Origin of the sequence: Spiroplasma endosymbiont of Cantharis lateralis, assembly GCF_964030855.1 — a bacterium.
Classification (GTDB): Bacteria; Bacillota_I; Bacilli_A; order Mycoplasmatales; family Mycoplasmataceae; genus Spiroplasma_A.
On the sequence record NZ_CAXIQF010000008.1, the window covers coordinates 541685 to 562481 of the forward strand.

At 25.3% G+C, this 20797-nt stretch carries 17 protein-coding genes and 1 tRNA gene; 14 read left to right on the forward strand and 4 right to left on the reverse strand.

The features are described 5' to 3' along the window. Positions 1 to 159: 159 nt before the first annotated feature. The gene (locus tag AAHM99_RS04810; RefSeq protein ID WP_342275544.1) at positions 160 to 2883 is read left to right on the forward strand and encodes a hypothetical protein; all 2724 of its coding nucleotides are present in this window, start codon (positions 160 to 162) and stop codon (positions 2881 to 2883) included. Further along, positions 2846 to 4963 (forward strand): hypothetical protein, encoded by a 2118-nt coding sequence (locus AAHM99_RS04815; protein ID WP_342275545.1) that lies wholly within the window; start codon positions 2846 to 2848, stop codon positions 4961 to 4963. Before AAHM99_RS04810 ends, AAHM99_RS04815 begins: the two co-directional genes overlap by 38 nt. 27 nt (positions 4964 to 4990) lie before the next feature. On the opposite strand, the gene AAHM99_RS04820 is transcribed toward AAHM99_RS04815, so the two are convergent. Both AAHM99_RS04820 and AAHM99_RS04825 read right to left on the reverse strand, forming a co-directional pair. Continuing rightward, positions 4991 to 6169, reverse strand: coding sequence for a hypothetical protein (locus tag AAHM99_RS04820; RefSeq protein ID WP_342275546.1), 1179 nt, complete (start codon positions 6167 to 6169; stop codon positions 4991 to 4993). 58 nt (positions 6170 to 6227) lie between these two features. After that, complete coding sequence (locus tag AAHM99_RS04825) at positions 6228 to 7211, reverse strand: NAD(P)/FAD-dependent oxidoreductase (RefSeq protein WP_342275547.1); 984 nt, start codon at positions 7209 to 7211, stop codon at positions 6228 to 6230. A gap of 66 nt (positions 7212 to 7277) precedes the next feature. Between AAHM99_RS04825 and tsaE the strand changes: the two genes are divergently transcribed. From tsaE to AAHM99_RS04855, 6 genes are all read left to right on the forward strand, one after another. Next, positions 7278 to 7694, forward strand: a complete 417-nt coding sequence (gene tsaE / locus AAHM99_RS04830) for a tRNA (adenosine(37)-N6)-threonylcarbamoyltransferase complex ATPase subunit type 1 TsaE (protein WP_342275548.1) — start codon at positions 7278 to 7280, stop codon at positions 7692 to 7694. Beyond that, complete coding sequence (tsaB, locus tag AAHM99_RS04835) at positions 7695 to 8261, forward strand: tRNA (adenosine(37)-N6)-threonylcarbamoyltransferase complex dimerization subunit type 1 TsaB (protein WP_342275549.1); 567 nt, start codon at positions 7695 to 7697, stop codon at positions 8259 to 8261. 18 nt (positions 8262 to 8279) lie between these two features. Next, positions 8280 to 8756 (forward strand): hypothetical protein, encoded by a 477-nt coding sequence (locus AAHM99_RS04840; RefSeq protein ID WP_342275550.1) that lies wholly within the window; start codon positions 8280 to 8282, stop codon positions 8754 to 8756. A gap of 103 nt (positions 8757 to 8859) precedes the next feature. After that, complete coding sequence (locus AAHM99_RS04845; protein ID WP_342275551.1) at positions 8860 to 9093, forward strand: hypothetical protein; 234 nt, start codon at positions 8860 to 8862, stop codon at positions 9091 to 9093. 117 nt (positions 9094 to 9210) lie between these two features. Next, positions 9211 to 11229: a PTS transporter subunit EIIC gene (locus AAHM99_RS04850; protein WP_425288810.1), complete on the forward strand. Its 2019-nt coding sequence runs from the start codon at positions 9211 to 9213 to the stop codon at positions 11227 to 11229. Between the two features lie 114 nt (positions 11230 to 11343). After that, positions 11344 to 11838 carry a GNAT family N-acetyltransferase gene (locus AAHM99_RS04855; protein WP_342275553.1) on the forward strand — a complete coding sequence of 165 codons (495 nt, stop codon included), beginning with the start codon at positions 11344 to 11346 and terminating at the stop codon, positions 11836 to 11838. A 90-nt stretch (positions 11839 to 11928) separates the two neighbouring features. Here the strand turns inward: AAHM99_RS04855 and AAHM99_RS04860 are convergent, their stop codons facing one another. Together AAHM99_RS04860 and AAHM99_RS04865 are read right to left on the reverse strand one after the other, a co-directional pair. Then, a complete protein-coding gene (locus AAHM99_RS04860; protein WP_342275554.1) occupies positions 11929 to 13632 on the reverse strand; it encodes an ABC-2 transporter permease in 1704 nt (567 codons plus the stop codon). Then, complete coding sequence (locus AAHM99_RS04865; RefSeq protein ID WP_342275677.1) at positions 13622 to 14368, reverse strand: ABC transporter ATP-binding protein; 747 nt, start codon at positions 14366 to 14368, stop codon at positions 13622 to 13624. The genes AAHM99_RS04860 and AAHM99_RS04865 overlap by 11 nt, the downstream gene beginning before the upstream one ends. Positions 14369 to 14466: 98 nt before the next feature. Here AAHM99_RS04865 and AAHM99_RS04870 point away from each other — a divergent pair, with 98 nt between their 5' ends. The 6 genes from AAHM99_RS04870 (at position 14467) to lepA (ending at position 20796) form a co-directional block, all read left to right on the forward strand. Beyond that, positions 14467 to 15789: a DDE-type integrase/transposase/recombinase gene (locus AAHM99_RS04870; RefSeq protein WP_342275141.1), complete on the forward strand. Its 1323-nt coding sequence runs from the start codon at positions 14467 to 14469 to the stop codon at positions 15787 to 15789. 185 nt (positions 15790 to 15974) lie between these two features. Further along, a tRNA-Ser gene (locus tag AAHM99_RS04875) sits at positions 15975 to 16065 on the forward strand. A gap of 107 nt (positions 16066 to 16172) precedes the next feature. Further along, the gene (locus tag AAHM99_RS04880; RefSeq protein ID WP_342275555.1) at positions 16173 to 16757 is read left to right on the forward strand and encodes an acetyltransferase; all 585 of its coding nucleotides are present in this window, start codon (positions 16173 to 16175) and stop codon (positions 16755 to 16757) included. Between the two features lie 3 nt (positions 16758 to 16760). Further along, positions 16761 to 18185 carry a proline--tRNA ligase gene (gene proS, locus AAHM99_RS04885; protein ID WP_342275556.1) on the forward strand — a complete coding sequence of 475 codons (1425 nt, stop codon included), beginning with the start codon at positions 16761 to 16763 and terminating at the stop codon, positions 18183 to 18185. 122 nt (positions 18186 to 18307) lie between these two features. Then, positions 18308 to 18850, forward strand: a complete 543-nt coding sequence (locus AAHM99_RS04890; protein WP_342275557.1) for a DUF402 domain-containing protein — start codon at positions 18308 to 18310, stop codon at positions 18848 to 18850. A gap of 143 nt (positions 18851 to 18993) precedes the next feature. After that, positions 18994 to 20796: a translation elongation factor 4 gene (gene lepA, locus AAHM99_RS04895; RefSeq protein WP_339034465.1), complete on the forward strand. Its 1803-nt coding sequence runs from the start codon at positions 18994 to 18996 to the stop codon at positions 20794 to 20796. The last annotated feature ends 1 nt before the right edge of the window (position 20797 follow it).

A 20797-nucleotide genomic window follows, 5' to 3' on the forward strand; every position in this document is an offset into this window, starting at 1 on the left:
AAAAAAGTATAAAAAAATATTGAATTTTTTCATTTTTTAAATATTATAATTTTGAAAGGAATAAAATAGAAAATGAAAAAATAAGAAAGTAGCATAAAAAAACTTGTTGATAAAATATTTGGTAATGCAAAAAAAACTAAATTAAAAAAAATTTTATTATTGGGTTCATTATCAGGTTTAATATCTTCAATATCATTGAGTATATCTTTACCATTAATTTTAAAAAATAATTTAGAACAAGCAATTTATTTTAAATTTGATAATAAGTATTTTAATTCAAAAGAGGAAATATATGACTATTCAAAATTAAAATCTTTTGAAAATGACTATTCTTTTGAAAATAATGTATACATATTTGATGATGAGATATTTAATAACAAAGAGGAGTTAGACATATACATTGAAAATAAATTCCAGTTAAGGGATGCCACAACTAAAAGAAATCCTAATAATTATCTAATTAATAATTCAGGAGAGTTATCTGGATTAGTTAAAACAAGTAATAATGATAGTATTAAAACAGTTTATAAAGGAAATAATGATTTAACATATTATTCGAAGAAAGATGCACAAGAAACTTATACGAATAATTTTAAATTAAATTATGAAATTGATGGTCAACAATATGATAATATTTTTAGTGCTAGAGAACATTATTTAAATGTTAAATTGAAAAACTTAGAGCATAACGAATCAAAATCTATTTGTTATGAACAAGGTGGAATTTGTCAAACAGAAGAACAGATTAATTTTTGATTAAGAAATAATATCTCAAAAGGATTTGAATATCAGGGAAAAGATTTTTCAAACCTAAATTATATAGAATTTTTAGATGCAATGAGAGATTTGGATAATGAAATAGTTGATAAAAATGTTCAACCAGTAATAAATGCAGATAAATCCTCTTATTGAGTTACACAACATAGTAAAAGTAGTCTAAGTTATTTTGTAGGTCCAAAATATTTTGAAAGTAATGAAAATGTTTCGACGGTGGCAGAATTTAAGTCAATTAAATCTTACGATATTAATGCACTAATGTTACCGATAATGGGATGAGTTTTTGCGGGAATTACGACTATTGTATTAGATTCTTTAATAAAGGATCCAATTGGAAGTGACTATAACATGTCCAATTATTTAGAGAATACATTTGATAGTTTAAATTTAAATGCAACATTGTTAAATGATTTTAATTATTATTTTTATGATCTAATTTCTCCTAATTTGCAAGAGGATTTATCTTATGGTTTAGCAGAAGTAAAAGATAATGAATTTAGTGACTTTTATAGGTTATTAGTCTCTTTTAAAAGATTTTTAAATTTAACAAAAGTATATAATCTTAAAATAGATTCAAAAGAACTTGAAAAAATTTTAAAAGAAATTATTGTAGAAATTTTAAACTCTCAAAAAGAATTTATGAATAATTTTATTGATGTTAATGATAATGAAGATGGTGCAAATATATTGTTGGATGAAAGTATCTCATTTGATGATATTTATAGCTTATTTTTAAATACTTCAAATTTCTTTAATGATGGGGGAACTAAAAAACTCTTATGAGATATATCAGAGAGCATTTTTAGAGGAGTCAATAATGTTATGAATACAATGGGAGATATTACTGGAGCAATTAAGCAAGCAAAAGATAGTATAAAGGATTTACAAAAAATCCAAAATAAAAGTGATCAAAATTTTCAACAAAACACAAAAGGTAATACAGATATGATAACTAATGCTTTAGTTGATAATAATGAAGAATTTATTAAGGCCATGGGACTAAATCTTTCAGAATCTAGATTTAGATTTTCTCCATTAGCTCTTGCTCAGCTAGTTTCAGCGGCTTGAAATTTAGGTCAAATGTTTAGTTTTGTAAGTTTAAAAACATATGAAGCAAAATTAGATAGTAATCAGTCCCTTTTTTATTTTGAACCAACATTTAAAATACCTTTATCAAATATATCCTTTGGTAAAGTAAAAGATCAAAATATTCATACTTTGAATGATGCACCTTTAAAATATTTTTCTCCTTCAAGAGATGGAAAAGAAATTAAGGAACTATATGAATTTAATGGTCAATATTATAAAGATAAGAATAAGGCTATTGAAGATTTAAAATACTCAATTTATAAAAAACCAGAAAATTATCTTGAAACAAAACAGCTACTGACATCAGTTATTAGTAAAGATAATAATTATATCTTAAATCTTCCAAGCATATGTCAAGGAAATTCTTCTTCAAATGGATGTATATCAAGTTATGATTATGAAAAAAGATTGGCAGAAGAAAAAGAAAAATATATTAGAAGTTTATTTAATAAATATTATAAGGAAAATGGAAAAGAATATTATCTGGATGGCTTTGGTGGTGGATATGAATCAAAACAAATGGCTATTCAGGAATTAGAACGAAAAGCAGATGATTTTTCTAATTATAAAGAAGTTTATAGTTATGAAATGAATAATAATAAAGTTATAAAGGAATCAAAAAAAGAGATACAAGACTTCATTAGAAATAATCAAGTTATTGAATCTAAATCAATTATGAATACAGATTTAATCACAAGTAGTTACTATTATGATTTAAAAGAAAATGATGGTTATGAATTCAGTATTTATGAAATGAATTTCTATGGTCAAAAAAAATACTTTAGATCGTATTTAGAAGCTTTAAACTATTTAGATAAAAAAGTAAATTACGAAGTTTACACATCAAACAGAGAAGAAAAAACTTATACATTTAAGGGAATTGAATTTTTAAATGAGAAAAGTTTAGAACAATGAGTTGATAAACAAATAGAAATCGTTTATGAAAAAAATGATTTAATGGAAAGGGGTAAAAAACAAAATGCTAAAATACATTTTAACAGCTTGCGCTATAACTAATTTTTCAGCAGCTTCAGTTGCTGGTATTACAAATTTTGAAAATAGCACATCAAATAAGGAAGAACTAGTAAATTTCTTAAGAAAAGATATTGAAGAAAATAAAGTCTATTTAGGGAATCAAATTTATAGTGAATATGATAACAAAATTTTTACAAGTCAAGAATCTTTAAATGAATATATTTTATCTAATTCTATAGTGGAAAGTGAATTTACATCTTCTAATCCTAGTAAAATAATTAAAGATTATGAGCATATGACTTTAGATGAAAATAAAATTTATGATATAGACATGGATAAATTTGCTCCAGTTTATAGAGATGCCTTTGGAAATATTGCAAAAACAAGTGATGCTGCTTTAGAAACCTATACTCATGGTGGGCTTGTAAGGCAAAAATATAGTTATGATCAAGAAGAATGATTTGACTCTCCAGAAGAAGCAAAAATAAATCAAAAAAATAATATGAAAATTAATAAATCTCTTTATTATCAATATAATAATAAATATTATAATGCCTTTAATATAAAAGATATTAATAATCTTTTGAAAAACTTTGAAGAAGGTTATTTTGTAAATAAAACTACTAATTTAGAAGGCCAAAGTTTATTACAACCAATTGTTGAATATGGAAATAAAGAAATACTTTATAAAAAAATGAAAAGAGAGCTTAAGGAAAATTTCTTGGATAGTTATTATTATGACATTTCTAAAATGGAATATGTTAATTCACTTCAGTTTACAATCAAAGAAAAAAATGAGATAAGAATATCTTTTGAAGGTGAAAAACAAAATATTTATTATAAGGGGCAACAACCATCAATAATTTTTGCAGATAAATATAATTCTAAAACTCAAATGATTCAAGATTTTAAAAGCGCTTCAAAATGATCAAAAGACAGTGAAGGATCTTTAGGTATTGGAAGAGAGTATTGATATAGAAACTTTAGATTAAAAAAACCAAATGATAATAAAATATATAATGCAACTATTAAATTAGTTCCTAAATGAAGCAAGGGGGGAGGCTTTAATAAGCCCAGTTTTGATAATTATAATTATGAAGATAAAACAATCTCTAAAATAAACACTTATTATGATTCAAGTAAAGGTCAATTAATTGAATCTTTAGGTAATTTAAATCAAAGATACTCAATTCAAGAATCTACTAGAGAGGATAAAACTTTTATGTATGATGCTTGATTCGAAGAATATTTTCAAAAAAATTTAACAAATTTTAGAGGAAATGATAATAAATATGTAGATTATGCTGATATTTTAAATGAGAATTATATAAAAAATATTGATGGCAGTGTCTATAAGGATTTAATGTATGATATAAATTATGCTAAAGGAACAAGTTTCTCATTAATTCAAAGTTATTATGATTGATTAATTGTGAAAAATGATATATTAAAAAATCCAGTAATAGTGGATGGAGAAAATAAATATCAATTAAAACCTGATTTTTATGCAACAAGAGAACAATTAGATAATTTTCTACAATTACAAGGAAAATTTAATACTGTTTTAAAATATTCATATGGTTCAACACCAGATTTATCTAGTCCAGATGGTAAATTACTTGCAGATAGTTATGAAGAAGCCAGAGAAAAGCAATTTTTACAAAGTAACCTGAGTCTTAAAAAAAGATATATTGCTTATGATGTTTTTGGTCAATCAATAGAGAGTGGAAATTCAGAAGAAGAAGCAATTAGGGCATTAAAAAGTACAATCTCATTACAGTCAAAAATGACACATAAAAAAGAGATAGAGTCATGAAATAATGTTAAAAAGTCTTATGATTCAATTATTTCCGATGGAAGGTATTTAGTTTATAAATTAAAAGATATAAAAACTAATAGTTACATTTATTATGCTTCTCAGGAAATGGCTTTAAAAGCAGCTCTTTCAAATGCTAGAGTCAATGGTGATGTAAATAAAACATCAATTGATAAATATATGTATACTTATAGTGATTCTTTAACTGGAGAAGAAATTAGTGTAATTTTTTATAACAATGATATTAATTCAGCTATTGATAAAATCTTACTTAAAATTGATACTAAAAAGCGAGTTTTGAATTAATTTTAAATTTTTATCTAAAAAAGTTTGTTATTTATTGAGTAACAAACTTTTTTTATTTTCTATAACTCTTTCAAAGATAATAGGAATAAGAATTATTAAAGATAAGAAATAAATATGTATTAAAAAGAAACCAGAAAAAACCGATGAGACAAATTCAAGATTTTTATTTTCATATATTTTAAGCAATTTTAAGATTGTAAGTATTGTCATTATGAGATTAGTTCCTAATGAGAATAAGTATAAAACGATATATGCTATATAATATAACTCACTGTCTTTTTCACTGAAGTTATAATTTGAAAAAATTGTTAACTTATAAATTGAAGTTGAGATAAAAATTAAACCTAGAAAAATTTTTGAACAAGCAAGTATTTTTTCATGTTGAGATAAAATAATAATCTCTTTATTTTTAATTGTCTTTTTTTCTTTTAAAAAAATATTATTAATTCATATTAGTAAATATTGACATAAAGTAATTAAAAGTAAACAACCTATAGAACCAATTACAATAAGTTCTGTTCCATTAAGAACAAATGGATTAAAGAAAAAATAGGGTGTTGAGAGAACACTAACATCTAAATCAAAAACTCATTGATAGTTTTCTTCAATTCAAATAATTTTATTATTTGGAGTTTGCATAATAAAATGTTCAGTACCTAAATTATTCATTATTAGCATTCTAATTAAAACAAAAAATAAATAAAACATTGGATAAATCCAACCAACCAATAAGTTTTTTTTATATCAAGTTGTTATATCAATGTATTCTCTTTTTACTATAAAAAAATAGTAACCCATAGCAATTAAGTATGTTACAAGATGTGTAGTAATTGTAATAAATCACTTAAGAAAAGTATCATATTGATTAGACCATAGTACTAATGGGTACTCTTTTGAACCTGATAGAGCAGATCAGAAAAGCACCATTGTTAAAGTAAAATAACTTAAAAAATTAATTCAAGCAACCTTACCTGGTTTTCATAAACCCCATTTTCCATTTAAAGCAACAAATAAAAAGAATATAAAAAACATTCAGTTTGTTTGTGTAGTTCAAAAAGCCATATCTGCGAAGATCTTATTTCATCATCCAAAAATATGATATCTAGGGGCTGGATCAATTTGAGCCATAGTTGCAGAAAGGATTAAAAAAGCAAAGAAATAAATAAAAAATATATATCAAGCTGTTTTTTTCATTTTATTTTTCATTTTATTCTCTACCTCTGATTAAAAGTTTATTAAAAATTAGATTTTAAATAATTAGTTTTTATCAACCATTATTTACAACTTTTCTATTTTTTAGAGTTTTTTCAATATGTATAACTGCTTGCATAGATTCATAAACTCCAGAAACTAAGTTTCTAACTTTTGTGGGATAAATGCAACAATCACCAGCTGCATAAATTCCAACTACATTAGTTTGCATAGTATAATCTACTTCAAATCTATTTAAGTCATTTATATTTAATTTCAAATTTTCAAATTTTTGCTTCTCAATTGTTTGTCCAAATTGAACAATAATTGAGTCAAATTCTAGATCTAACTCCTCATTTGTATTAATATTGCTTATCTTTATTTTCTTTGCAATATCTTTATTATGCTCCAAAATTTTAACAAAATTGTATGGTGTTAAAAATATAACATTATTTTTTTGTGCTTCTTCAATACTTGCTGGCTTTGCTCTAAATTCTTCTCTTCTGTGAATTATAGTGACTGATTTAGCAATATTATTGCTAAGTTCATTTGCTCAATCAAGAGATGAGTCACCTCCACCAAAAATTAATACATTATGACCTTTAAAAGCACTCATATTTGTAATTGAATAAAATATATTATTATAATCTTTTTTAACCAGGGGTATTGGCTTAGATAAGCCCATACCATCTGTAAAAAGAATTCTTTTATATTTTTTCTTTTTTTTGTTAGAAAATTTAACTTCAAATCAATTATCATGGCCAATTTCTTCTGGTTTTATTATATTTATTTCTAAAACATAGGTATTATAAATTGCCATAATTTCATTATCTTCTTTTTTAATTGCTTCATACATTTGATCCATAGCTTCTTGCGCTTGAATTTTTGGAATAGCTGGAAAATTATAAATATATTTTTCTGGATAATAGGTACTAACTTGACCACCATATGTGTCTTTTGATTCAACTATATCTCCAGTTAATTTTAATTCGGCTGCCATTTTTCAAGCATATAGCCCCGCAGAACCACAGCCAATTATTAAAATATCTTTAACCATAATTACCTCCAAAATAGTGCAAATTCATTATATCATATATACATATAGGCAAAGGAGTATTGCTAAATGAGATTAGAAATTTGCAATCTTGATGAATTAAATACAATTATTAAATTAATTCTGCCTAAAATTAAGGAGAATAGTTGTTTAATTCTTGAGGGACAAATGGGTTCTGGAAAAACTACATTTAGTAAATACTTGCTTAAAGCTATGGGATTAAAAGAATTGGTTACCTCACCAACTTTTACAATAATGCACCAATATCAAATTGATAAATTAAAAATAAATCATATTGACGCTTATAGGTTAAGTCCAAAAGAAGATGGTGAAATGTATTTAGAAGAAATGATTAATTCCTTTAATGTAGTTGAATGAAGTCAAAATTTAGCAATTGATTATTTTAGATATTTTAATGTAATAAAAATATCAATTGAGATAATCTCTGAAAACAAAAGAATTTATTCTATAGAGGAGAGCAATTAAATGAATCTTTTTTTAGATACAAGTAATAATAAATTAATTATCATTTTAGAAAAAAATAATAAGGTTATCGATACTCTATTTTTAGACAATCAAATGAGAGTAAGTGATATTGTATTGAATGAACTTATTATTTTTTTAAATAAGAACAAATTAACTATAAAAGAAATAGAGAATTTATATGCAATAAAGGGTCCAGGAAGTTATACAGGTGTAAGAGTAGCTATTACTATTGTAAAAACATTGAAAACTTTAAGTGAGAAATTTAATGTATTTACTTTATCCTCATTAGCATTTCAAGCTGGCAATAAGAAAGCTATAAGTATATTAGATGCAAGGGGAGCTAAAATATATTTAGGAATTTATGATAGTGGTAAAAACATTATTGAAGATCAATTATTACCTTTTGAATATCTTGAAGATTTTCAAAAACAATTTTCAGATTTTAGTTTAGTTACAGATTATAAGAATATTGATTTTCAAAAATGTTATTTTGAAACTAAGTCCTTTTTTGTTGAAATCAAGGATTTAAAAGATATTAAACCACTGTATATAAAAAGTTTTATATAAGAAAAGGAGTTTTATTATATGAGTGAAATTAATAGAGGCACAAGTATGCCAATATGAGCTTTATCATTAATAATAATTTTATTTATTATTGGTTTAGTTGTTTCAGTTTGAGGAGCTTCTTCTGTTTTTAAATTAAAAAAAGAAATGGAAAATAATGACATTAAAAAGATCTTTAAAAATAAAGGGGTAGTAAAATATGGTGATGAGTTTGAAAATAAGTCAGGTATTTATGCTCTAATTTTTAATAATTTTAATTCAAAAGAGTATTTTTGACCAATATTAATATTCAAAAGTAATAATTTTAGTGAAACAACGTTAGAAATTGTAAATAAAATTGAACATAAAGAATATAAAAATATAGATGATTATATGAATGAAAAGGGTTTAAAAAATGAAGATATTAGATTCATTGAATTAGAAAAAGTTCAAGACGAGGAAAAATTTAAGTATTGAATAGAAAAAACCAAAGCTAATTCTAGAGGTTTTAATGTATAAAATTATAAAAGCGTTTTAGCAACGCTTTTATAATTAAAACTTAAAAATGGTATTGCAATAAAAAAATTTCCATTATATAATAAAAGTGTGGAGAATTTTAAAAATGGAACAAAATCAAATTATAGGGTTGTCATTATTAATAATTGGATTATTAATAATTGTAGGTTTTGGATATTGGGCATATTATGCCAAAAATAAAGTAAAAGATAATTCAAATTTTAAAACTGGAAATCAAGAAAGCCAGACAATTTGGGAGTTTACTAAAAAAAACTTTCCTCTTTTTGTTGCGCTTTTTGGTTTTATAATGGCGTTCACTGGCTTAATGATGATGTTCTAGTTAACAACCACAAAAAAAAGAAAGGAAATAAACTAAATGAAAAATATTACTCAAAAATCTGGTGAGAAGTCTTCAAATAAGTTTGTTGCTAAAATGAAAAGCATGGGTAAAAATGTTATGCCCACACTTTCAAAATTAAGTAAAGCATTCTTATTACCAATAGCACTTTTACCAATAGCGGGTGTATTTCTTGGTGTTGGGGCAGCGATTTCATCAAATGCTGGTGATGTTGCATTTCTATTTTATTTTGGATCACTTCTAAATAAAATGGGTGATGTTTGTTTTGGAAATTTACCAGTATTATTTTGTATATCTGTTGCATTAGCTTATACTAAGGACTCAGGTATTGCAGCTTTAACAGCTGTTGTTGGTTTTCTTGTTATGAATGGTATGCAAGCTGCTCTATTACATACAAGTACAGTAGATCATAGTACAGTTTGAGTACAATTAGAAGACTCAAGTTGACACCAACTTTACACAGATCTTGGAAATAATAAATGAGAAATTAATTGAGAAAATTTAGAATTTAATTTACAAGATATTGCAAAATATGTAAGTGCAGCAAATAGAGAAATTGCAGAGGCTGGAAATGGTATAGCAATTAATTCAAATCTTGAATATATTGATGCTGCTGGAAGCGTTTATTATTCATTACTATGAATTAATTGAATTCCAAATGGATTAATTACTTCAAATATTGGAGTTAATTCATTAAATACAGGAGTATTTGCAGGTATATTTGTTGGGGCAATTGCAGCAAAATGTTACAATAAGTTCCATGATACTCAATTACCTTCTGCAATAAGTTTCTTTAGTGGAACAAAATTAGTTCCTATTGTAACATTTGTTGCAGTTATACCATTGTCATTTATATTTATGTTTTTATGACCATATCTAGGTATGGGCTTAGCAGCATTTGGACAAGCATCAGGAAAACTTCCTTATGGTGTGGATTCATTAATTTATGAAGTTGCAGAGCGTTCATTAGTTCCATTTGGATTACATCATGTGTTCTATGCACCATTATGATGAACAAACGCTGGAGGTTCAATTGCTGAAGCATTTGAAAAAACAGTTGATCCAATTGTTCAACAGCAATTTGCAGATGTATGAGCTAAAAACCATGATGGAGTTAAATTATTAGGAACAGCAGCACCATCATTTGACCAAATTAGAAATTTAATAAGCACTAGTTACACTGATTTATGAAAATCAATGGGAGATCAAACAATGGCTTATAAAGTTATTGCTAATTCAGATGTTTTAAACTTTAAGGATTTAGATATTTTAGGATTAAATATTGGAAGATTCCAATCTGGTAAGTTTGGTTTCATGTTGTTAGGATTACCAATGGCGGGATTAGCAATGTGATTAAATGTTCCTAAGGAAAATCGAAAATCAGTGATGGGAATTTATTTCTCAGCTGCCTTTACTTGTTTCCTAACAGGGATTACAGAACCAATAGAATATACATTCTTATTCTTAGCACCTTGATTATTCTATGGTGTACATATGCCATTAGCATCAATTTCATTCTTATTATCTGGACTATTTAAAACTCACGTTTCAATGACAGTTTCAGGAGGATTTATTGATTATATAGTATTTGGAATAATTCCATTCTTTGGAAGTAAAGCTATGAGTGCAACATCAGTATTTGCAATTCTAGGGGTTGCAGGTATTATGGCACCAGCTTACTTCTTCTCATTCTACTTTGCAGTAAAATATGGAAATGTAATGGTTCCAGGAAGAGATGGAAGTAGTGATGTTAAATTAGCAACAAAAGCTGATTACAAAGAAGCAAAAGGTCAGAATGTTGATGATATAAAAATTGAAAATAATAAGAGTTCTTCTGAAAATGCAAGAATTCAAAAAGCCACAAAGATAATTGAGTTTTTAGGTGGAGAAAGCAATATTGTCGATGTTGATGCTTGTGCAAGTCGTTTACGTGTAACTGTAAAAGACGGAAGTGTTGTTGACAAAGAAGGTATCATATCTTTAGGAGGAGCCAATGGAGCTCTTATTAGAGGAACAAATATTCAAATTGTTTATGGTGGAGAACAAGAAGCCATTAAACCACGTATGATAAAAGTCTTGGGTGAACAACGAAAAGCCAAAAAAAATAACGACGTTTAGTAGATAAAAATCTTTTAAATTAAAAAATAAAACCTTATTAAGTATCTCTTACAAGAAAATACTAATAAGGTTTTTTATACTTTATAATTAAAGAAAACGGAAAGAGTTTATAATATGAAATTATCTTATAAAAAAATGAGTATTGAAGATTATCAAGATATTGCTGATATGCTTTTAAATAAAAAAGTTATGAAAGCTTGAGAACATGACTTCAATGAAAAAGATGTACATGCTTGAATAAAAAAACAACAAAAAAGATATTTAGAAAATGAATTAGGCTATAAACTTATTACTGACTCAGAAAATAATTTAGTAGTTGGTCAAGCAGGAATAACACTACAAGAAGTAAATGGAAATATTGTATATGAAATAGGATATATTATTAAATATGAATTTTGAAAAAAGGGTTATGCTACAAAAGCAGTTTCAGATTTATTAAAAACTGCAAAAAATAAATATGGATTAAAGCAAGTTTATTCTTTAATAAAATATGATAATCTAATCTCTCAAAAAGTTGTTTTAAAAAATGATTTTATTAAAATAGGAGAGTTTAATAAGATTTATAACGAAAAAGAAATGAAACACTTCATTTTTAAAAAAGACCTTTAATAATTCTCAATTATATTTTTTATTAGCTAAATAAAAAAATCCAACATAGATAAATGTTGGATTTAAAATTAGAAAATATTTAAATGAAATTTATATTTTTGATTTTTTCTTATAAATTAATAAATTCAAATATGTTAATATTGCCGAAAAAGCTATTCAGCATATTATGCATAATGTCATATTAAATCCACCATTTATTTTCATCTCTAAATCTTTATAAAGAGATAAGTCTTCATCATTTAATTTTTCCTCTTCTGGCTTTGTTCTTTTAATAATCTCTTCAATATCATTTTTTGAATAATATTTTAAAGGCTTAGTGGGTTGCATCATAGATGAAATTGAAGAAACATAATCATTTACAAAAGGCTTTGTATTATTACCTCTGTAAATATATCATCAGTTATTAAAAAAATTACCATTAGCAGAACTGTTATTTGATTTAAATTCAGAGTCGTAATTAATACCATTATTTTTAATACTTAAAATATCATTGTCTGAGTTATTAAAATCATTGTACATTGATGCTCTATAACCTGACAAAATTAGTCAATTAATAATCATAATTTCAGGATGCTCTTTATAAATATTGAATATATTTTCATTATTTATATTTAAAGCTTCATTTTTAAATTCAAAAGTCAATTCAATATCCAAAGAATTTTTCTTAAAAATTGAGTAGGCTAATCCGTTTGAATCTCCATGATTACCATCTTTAATAATTGTTAAATAATTATTATAAGTATATTCAACTCAATTGAATAAGCCTAATAATTCTGGCAACTGTTTTTTTAAATGATCTAAAGTTGGTTGAATTTCAATATATACTTGTTTTTCTGATCATCCTTCTTTAGACAGCAATCAATATTGATTTTCAATATCTGAATTATAAGGTTCAAGCTCTTGTGCTTTTTCAAAAATTTCATTCATAAGAGTAGAGATTTTATATTCACTTAGAATTTTATTGTCACTGCTTAGTAAATTAGATTGACCATTTAAAAAAGCTCTTTTTTTAATATTATCAAAATTATCGTTTGTAAGATCTTTATAACTAAAATCAATTTCGGTTTCTTTAAAAATCTCATTATACTTCTCAACATTTTTTAAATTATTATAGAATGAGTGACCTAGATACATATTAATATTGGCATTTAGATAACTAGTTTCTGATATTTTATTGATAGTTCCGTTTAATTGACTGCTTAATGCAGCACCAAATGGATATATAAAAATTAGTAAAGCTAATAATAAGTTGTTCAAAATCCCAATTGCTACACTAAAAGTCATTGAAATAGCTATTATAAAAGGTATTAATACTATCGGTAAAAAGAAATAAAAAGCCAATTGAGTTAATAATATATCATTGACAATAACTTGTTCATAGTTTGAAATTAGTGTAAATAAAGTACCTAAAATAAAGTTTATTAAAACATATAATATTGAAATTAATATTGCAAGTGAATATCTATACAAAAATGATTGTCAAATGGGTATTCCTGCTCTTAACTCTATATTTTGAATTCCATCATCCTTTTGCTTTTTAAAAAAGAAGAATGAAATTAAAGTAAGGAAAATACTAAAGCAAAATCCACTACAAATATATGACACTGTTTTAAATAATGATAAATTCATTAGTTGCATTTTAGGATAACTACTTGAAAGTGATTGCATAAGAATAAATAAAGAACTAACAAAAATGAAAATTAAACCGGTGATAATAATAGATTTATTTCTTAAAGCTAATTTTAAATTTAAAAAATAAATTATAAATAAACTCTTTACATTTTTATTTTTCATTTTGGTTATCCTCCTTATATAAGTTTGAAATTAATTCAATATTTACTTTTTTTGGATCGATAAATTTTTTATAAATATTAATTATTAACTCTTTTTTATTATCAAATTGTTTATCATAAACAATTTCTCCATTTTTGATAAGAACCAAATGATTTGCTATCTCTTGAAGTTCTTCAATAATATGGCTTGTAATAAGAATTGTAACACCAAGTTTATTTAACTCCTTAAGAATTGAAATAAACTCTATTTTTGATTCAACATCTAGATTTGCTGTTGGTTCATCTAAAATAATATATTTCGGAGAACGAACAAGAACACTTGCCATAATTGCCTTTTTCTTTCATCCAGCAGATAACTCTTTTATTTTTTTATTTTTAAATTTATTTAAATCAAGCATTTCATAGATATTTTTAATTTTATTTTCTAATTGTTTTTTGTTGATTCCATTAGCAGCACATAAAAATAATATATACTCGTGAAGTTTCATGTCTAGTGGAATATTATTAGTATCTGGAAAGAAAGCCAATTTTTGTAAGTTATTATTAATAAATAAATTTTCATTATTTATTAAAATTTCTCCTTCTTTTAAGTGAAGCTCTCCAAAAATGGCTTTTATTGTTGTTGTTTTTCCAGCACCATTATCACCAACAAAGGCGATAATATCTTGGTCATTAATATTGAAGCTGACATTTTTTATGCCAGTATCATTTTTAAAGACTCTTGTTAGGTTTTTAATTTGGTATTGGGGGGTCTAAGTACATAGGTATCCCAATTTTTTCGTTTTATAATTCCGAACAAGATTATAATTGTATTAGCAAGAAAGGTTGTATCTAAATGAAATACTCAAATGAGTTAAAAATTCAAGCTGTTAATGATTATATTAATGGAATTAAATTAAAAGATATTGCAATTAAATATAATATAAAAGCTAATTCAAGTATTTTAGATTGATATCAAAAATATCATGAGTCATCTGATATTAAAGTATTTGATAGGAAAAAACGTAATAAAACCAATGAAGTTAGACTTAAAAATAAAGTTAACAAATATAGTGAAGAGAATAAAGAATTGAAAAAGAGGCTTTTTGAATTAGAAGAACAAATTAAGCGAAGTGCTTATTTAATAGAACTTAAGAAGGAAAAGAAGAAAAGAAAACAAGCAGAGAAGGAAGTTGAGTTATTAAAAAAGTCCATAGCATCATTTCTAATAGGTTATCAAAAGGTTAATAAAAAGACATATACAAAAAAAGATATAATTCAGATATATCAAACAGTATATGAATTATCATTAATGGGAAATGATGCAAAACAAACTATTCTAATTTATGGTGTTGGTTATCGTAGTTATACTAATTGAATTAAAAGAGGAAAACCCGAATATAAAAGACAATATCATCTTCATGCCAAAGAGGCTGTAGAAAGTATTTATTCAAGGAAGGACGGTATATTTGGTGCTGAAAAAGCTAGATTAAAGATATTAAAAGATTTCAATATAAATCTTTCTAGAGAGACAATTATTGAACTTAGAACAGATGTTTTATTAAAATTAAAAAAAGAAATAGCATCTTCTAAATCAAAAACAAGAATGGGAATAAGTACTCATAAGAAATATACCTCATTAGATCTTATAAAAGGAGATTATAGCTCTAATAAATATTTAGAAAAGATTGGAATTGATGGTACATGATTTAAAAATATTTATATTGGAGGAGTTAAAACAAAACGCTTATTTTTACCTGCATATGACTTTTACTCTAATGAAATTAGTTCATATTCAGTTGGCAACTCTGAAAATATACTAGTAACTCTTGAAATGCTAGAAGGTTTAGTAAGAAAAATGGATTTAGTTAGAATAAAGAAAATTATTATGCATAGTGATTTAGGTTCTGCATTTACAAGTAAAGAAACAGAAAAATTTTGTAAACAGCATAATATAATTAGATCAAATTCAGCATCAGGATTTAAAGGTAATCAATTTGTAGAACAAACACATAGATGAGTCAAAAAGTATTTTTATTTAATATTTGGTAATAAATTTAATAATGATCAACATTTTAGAAGTTGTATATATAAATTTGTTAAAATTTTTAATAGTACAAATATAATCTTAAAAAATGGATGTACACCAAACGAAATGATCCAAAATTTTAGGAAATAATGTTACTTAGCCTCCCCAATACCTTTCTATCATTTGTTTTTCTCCATTGTTTTATTATATAGGCATTAATGTTTTTTTTTTTTTTTTCAAAATTTTGAAATTTAATTTAACTAAATTGTTTTTAATAATTTAAAAAAATGTATTTATGTTAAAGCAATATTTTTGTTATAATTAAAAATGTAAATGGATTGGTACTCAAGTTGGTGAAGAGGGCACCCTGCTAAGGTGTTAGGCCGGGTAACTGGCGCGAGAGTTCGAGTCTCTCTCAATCCGCCATTTTTTAAAAAATACAACCAAGATTTTAAAATCTTGGTTTTTTATTTGAATATATAAGGTATTAGATATAGAATAAGTAATATGAAATATGTTAAGAGGTTTATAGCATGAAAAAAAATGATAAAAATACTGAATTAAGTGAAAATAAACCTAAAAAGGGTTTTTTCAAAAAATTATTTAAAGGTAAAGAACAACAAAAAAAAGTTTTAAATATTATTAAAACTAAAAATATTAATAACTTATATTTTTATACTGATGTAAATAATGTATTACTAATTTTAGAGCGAGGTATTAGACTTTTAAAAGATCAAAATCTTAAAAAAAATGAAGAATATATAGTCTGAACTTATCTAGAAAATGAAAACTCAATAGGATTAGAATTTGATTCTTCAACAAGAGCTCATTTTTGAAAATGAGCAAGTGAATCAAAAGTAGATATTGAAAAAATTAGTGTTATTGGAATTGATCCTCATAATTTAGCTAAATTAACTAAAAATGATTGAGCATTTGATGAGGCAAAAAATATAGTCTATATATATGAAACAGTACCCTTAGAAGCAATTGAATTTATATTAATTAAAGATAAGGCAAATTTAAAAAGAATTCAAACATATGTAGAAGCAAATGATATTGATATTGATGTTTTCCTTGGAGAAACTGGAAATATTGATAAAAAGAAAGAGAGAAAATAATTAATGGCAAATAAAATGGAAAAAATAACATCTAGAGATGTGGATTTTAGTAAGTGATATACAGACGTTGTTAAAAATGCTGGACTTATGGAATATGGCCCTGTAAAAGGAACAATGATTTTTAAACCACATGGTTATGCTATTTGAGAGCTAATTCAAAAAATTGTAGATATTGAATTTAAAAAAATAGCAATTCAAAATGTCTATTTTCCACTTTTAATACCAGAGAAACTTTTTCTTGCTGAAAAAGAACATGTAGAGGGATTTGCTCCAGAACTTGCAACTGTTACTAAGGTTGGAGATAAAAATCTTGGAGAAAATTTATTTATTAGACCAACAAGTGAAGTTCTAGTAGCTGATTTTTTATCGAGAGAAATAAACTCATATAGAGATTTACCAGTTAAATATAATCAATGAGCAAATGTTATGAGATGAGAAAAAACAACAAGACCATTTTTGAGAAGTAGTGAGTTTTTATGACAAGAAGGTCATACTTTTCATTCATCAAAAGTTGAAGCTAAGGAAATGACTTTGGATATTTTAGAAATTTATAAAAAGTTAGCAAATGATATTCTTTTGTTACCTGTAATTTCTGGAAGAAAAACTGAAAAAGAGAAATTTGCTGGAGCTAAAGAAACTTATACAATTGAATCATTAATGTATGATGGACAATCATTGCAGTCTGGAACAAGTCACTATTTTGCAGATAACTTTGCAAAAGCTTTTAATATTAAGTTTCAAAATAAAAACCAAAAGGAAGAGTATGCATATTCTTCAAGTTGGGGAATATCTACAAGGTTAATCGGTGCAATTATTATGACTCATTCAGATGATTTTGGACTTGTTTTACCAAGCAAAGTAGCACCAATTCAAATATCAATTATTGCAATTAATGATTCTAAGGAAGTAATGGATGTTTCAAATAAGTTGCATAAGAAGTTAAATTTAAATTATCGTGTTGAACTAGATAAAAGTGACAAATCTTTTGGTTTTAAAATCTCAGAAGCTGAAATCAAAGGGGTTCCAATTAGAGTAGAAGTTGGACCAAGAGATTTAAAAGATGGAGTTGTTACTATCTCTAGAAGAGACTTAAGAAATAAAGTACAAGTAAAATTAGAAGATGTTGAAAATTATATAAATAATGAAATTTTAGAGCACGATAAAAATCTTTATCAAAAAGCATTAAAGAATAGACTTGATAAAACTTTTAAAGCAGATACTGTAAAGCAATATTTATCAATTATTGAAAAAACACCAGGATTTGTATTAGTGCCTTTTTGTGGAGAAATTGAATGTGAAAATGATGTAAAACAAAAAACTTCAACAAACTCAAGATGTATTCCTGATGGCGTAGATCAAATCAAATCAAAATGTTTTAATTGTAATAAAGAATCAAATTTAATGGTATATTTTGCAAGAGCATATTAATAATATTATTTAAACAAACAAATATGAAAGTATTTGTTTTTTTAAATAAGGCTTGAATTGAAGTTATAATTATTTTGTATATTAATAATAATATAGAATGGGTACTGAAAGGAGGTTTTTGAATGAAATCAAAAACTGGAGATTTAGTTTTTGTTCATGCGTATAAACACAATGGCAAAATATATAGATCATGAGAAAAAGTTAGTATTTTTGAAGAAACAGAAAATCATATAATATTAATTAATGAGGAAGTATTAATTACTGAAATTAATGGTAGAAAATGAAAAACAAATGAACCAGCTATTTGATTCTTTTTTAAGAAGGAATGATATAACATAATATGTATGTTTAAGGAGCGTGGAATTAATTACTATTGTAATTTAGCATCACCATATATTTTTGAAGAACGTACAGTAAAATATATAGATTATGATTTAGATTTTAAAGTTTTTAATGACTATAGTTATAAAATATTGGATTTAAAAGAATTTAATAGAAATAGAATTAGTTGGAACTATTCAAGAGATATTATAGAAAAAGTATGAAAAAGTGTTGATGAAATTAAAGAAATGATAAAAACTAGACAAAAACCTTTTATTCATGATTATGTAAATGAAATTTGAAAAAAATACTTAGAAATAAAAAATAATATAGCAAAAAACTAATTTTTTTTTGAATCTATTTTCTATAATTTTGAGAATTAATTTTAAGTTTTTTTAGAACTATTTTTTAGTGACTCACAATAAATTAATTTTTATTAATAGATTATTGGTTATAATATTTAAAGAAAACTACGAGGCGATTAAAAATGGATAAATCAAAAATTAGAAATTTTAGTATAATCGCTCATATTGATCATGGAAAATCAACTTTAGCAGATAGATTACTTGAATTAACTGGAACTGTTCAAAAAAGAGATATGCAAGCACAACTTTTAGACTCAATGGATATTGAAAGAGAACGTGGAATTACAATAAAACTTAATTCAGTTCAATTAAAGTATAAAGCTAAAGATGGTGAAGAGTATATTTTTCACTTAATCGATACACCAGGTCATGTTGATTTTACTTATGAAGTTTCTAGAAGTTTGGCTGCCTGTGAAGGAGCATTGCTAGTTGTTGATGCCAGTCAAGGTATTGAAGCACAAACATTAGCTAATGTTTATTTGGCATTAGACAATGATTTAGAAATAGTACCAATAATTAATAAAGTTGATTTACCTGCAGCAGATCCAGAAAGAGTAAAAGAAGAAATTGAAAAAGTGATTGGAATAGATTGCTCAAATGCTCCAATGATAAGTGCAAAAACTGGTTTAAATGTTGAAGATGTTTTGGAGGCAATTGTAAAATTTATTCCTGCACCTTTAGACCCTGATGATAGTAAACCCTTAAAGGCATTAATCTTTGACTCTTATTATGATAAATATAGAGGGGTAATGGTCTCTGTAAGAATTATGGAGGGAACAATAAAAGTTGGCCAAACAATTAAAATGATGCAATCAAAAGCAACATATGAAGTTACAGAATTGGGAGTTAAAACACCTTATGAAGTAAAGAAAGATAAACTTGAAGCAGGAGAAGTTGGTTGAATTGCTGCAGCAATTAAAACAGTAAGAGATGTGCAAGTTGGAGATACAATAACAACAAAAGAAAATGGTGCAAAAGTTGCCCTTGATGGATATAAAAAATTAAATCCTATGGTTTATTGTGGAATATATCCTGTGGATACAGCAAGATATAAAGATCTAAAAGAGGCATTAGAGAAAATTTCTTTAAGTGATGCAAGTTTGGTTTATGAACCTGAAAGTTCTCAATCTTTGGGATTTGGCTTTAGATGTGGTTTTTTAGGTTTATTACACATGGATGTTATTCAAGAAAGACTTGAAAGAGAATATGATTTAATATTAATTGCTACTGCTCCATCTGTTATTTATAAAGTTACTCAAACAAATGATGAAACAATTCAAATTGATAATCCAGCTTTTTTACCAGATCCTCAAAAAATAAAATTTATTGAAGAACCTTTTGTTAAAGTGACAATTATGACCCCAGATCAATATTTAGGAGATTTAATGAGTCTATGTCAAGATAGAAGAGGAAATTATATTGATATAGAATACATTGATGATATGAGAAGAACTTTAGTTTATGATATGCCATTAAACGAAATTGTTTTTGATTTTTTCAATAAATTAAAATCAATGTCAAAGGGTTATGCATCTTTTGATTATGAATTAATTGGTTATAAGCAATCAAAATTAGTAAAAATGGATATTCTATTAAATGGAGATATTGTTGATGCTTTATCAACAATAGTTCATAGGGACTTTGCTCAAACAAGAGGAAGAATTTTAACTGAAAAGTTAAAAGAAATAATTCCAAGACAAAATTTTGAAGTTCCAATTCAAGCTGCTATTGGTGGAAAAATAATAGCTCGTGAAACTATTAAGGCAATGAGAAAAAATGTTTTAGCCAAATGTTATGGTGGAGATATTTCACGTAAGAAAAAATTATTGGAAAAACAAAAAGAAGGTAAAAAAAGAATGAAGGCTATAGGTTCTGTAGAAGTACCACAAGAAGCTTTCATAGCTGTTCTTAAATTAGATGATTAGG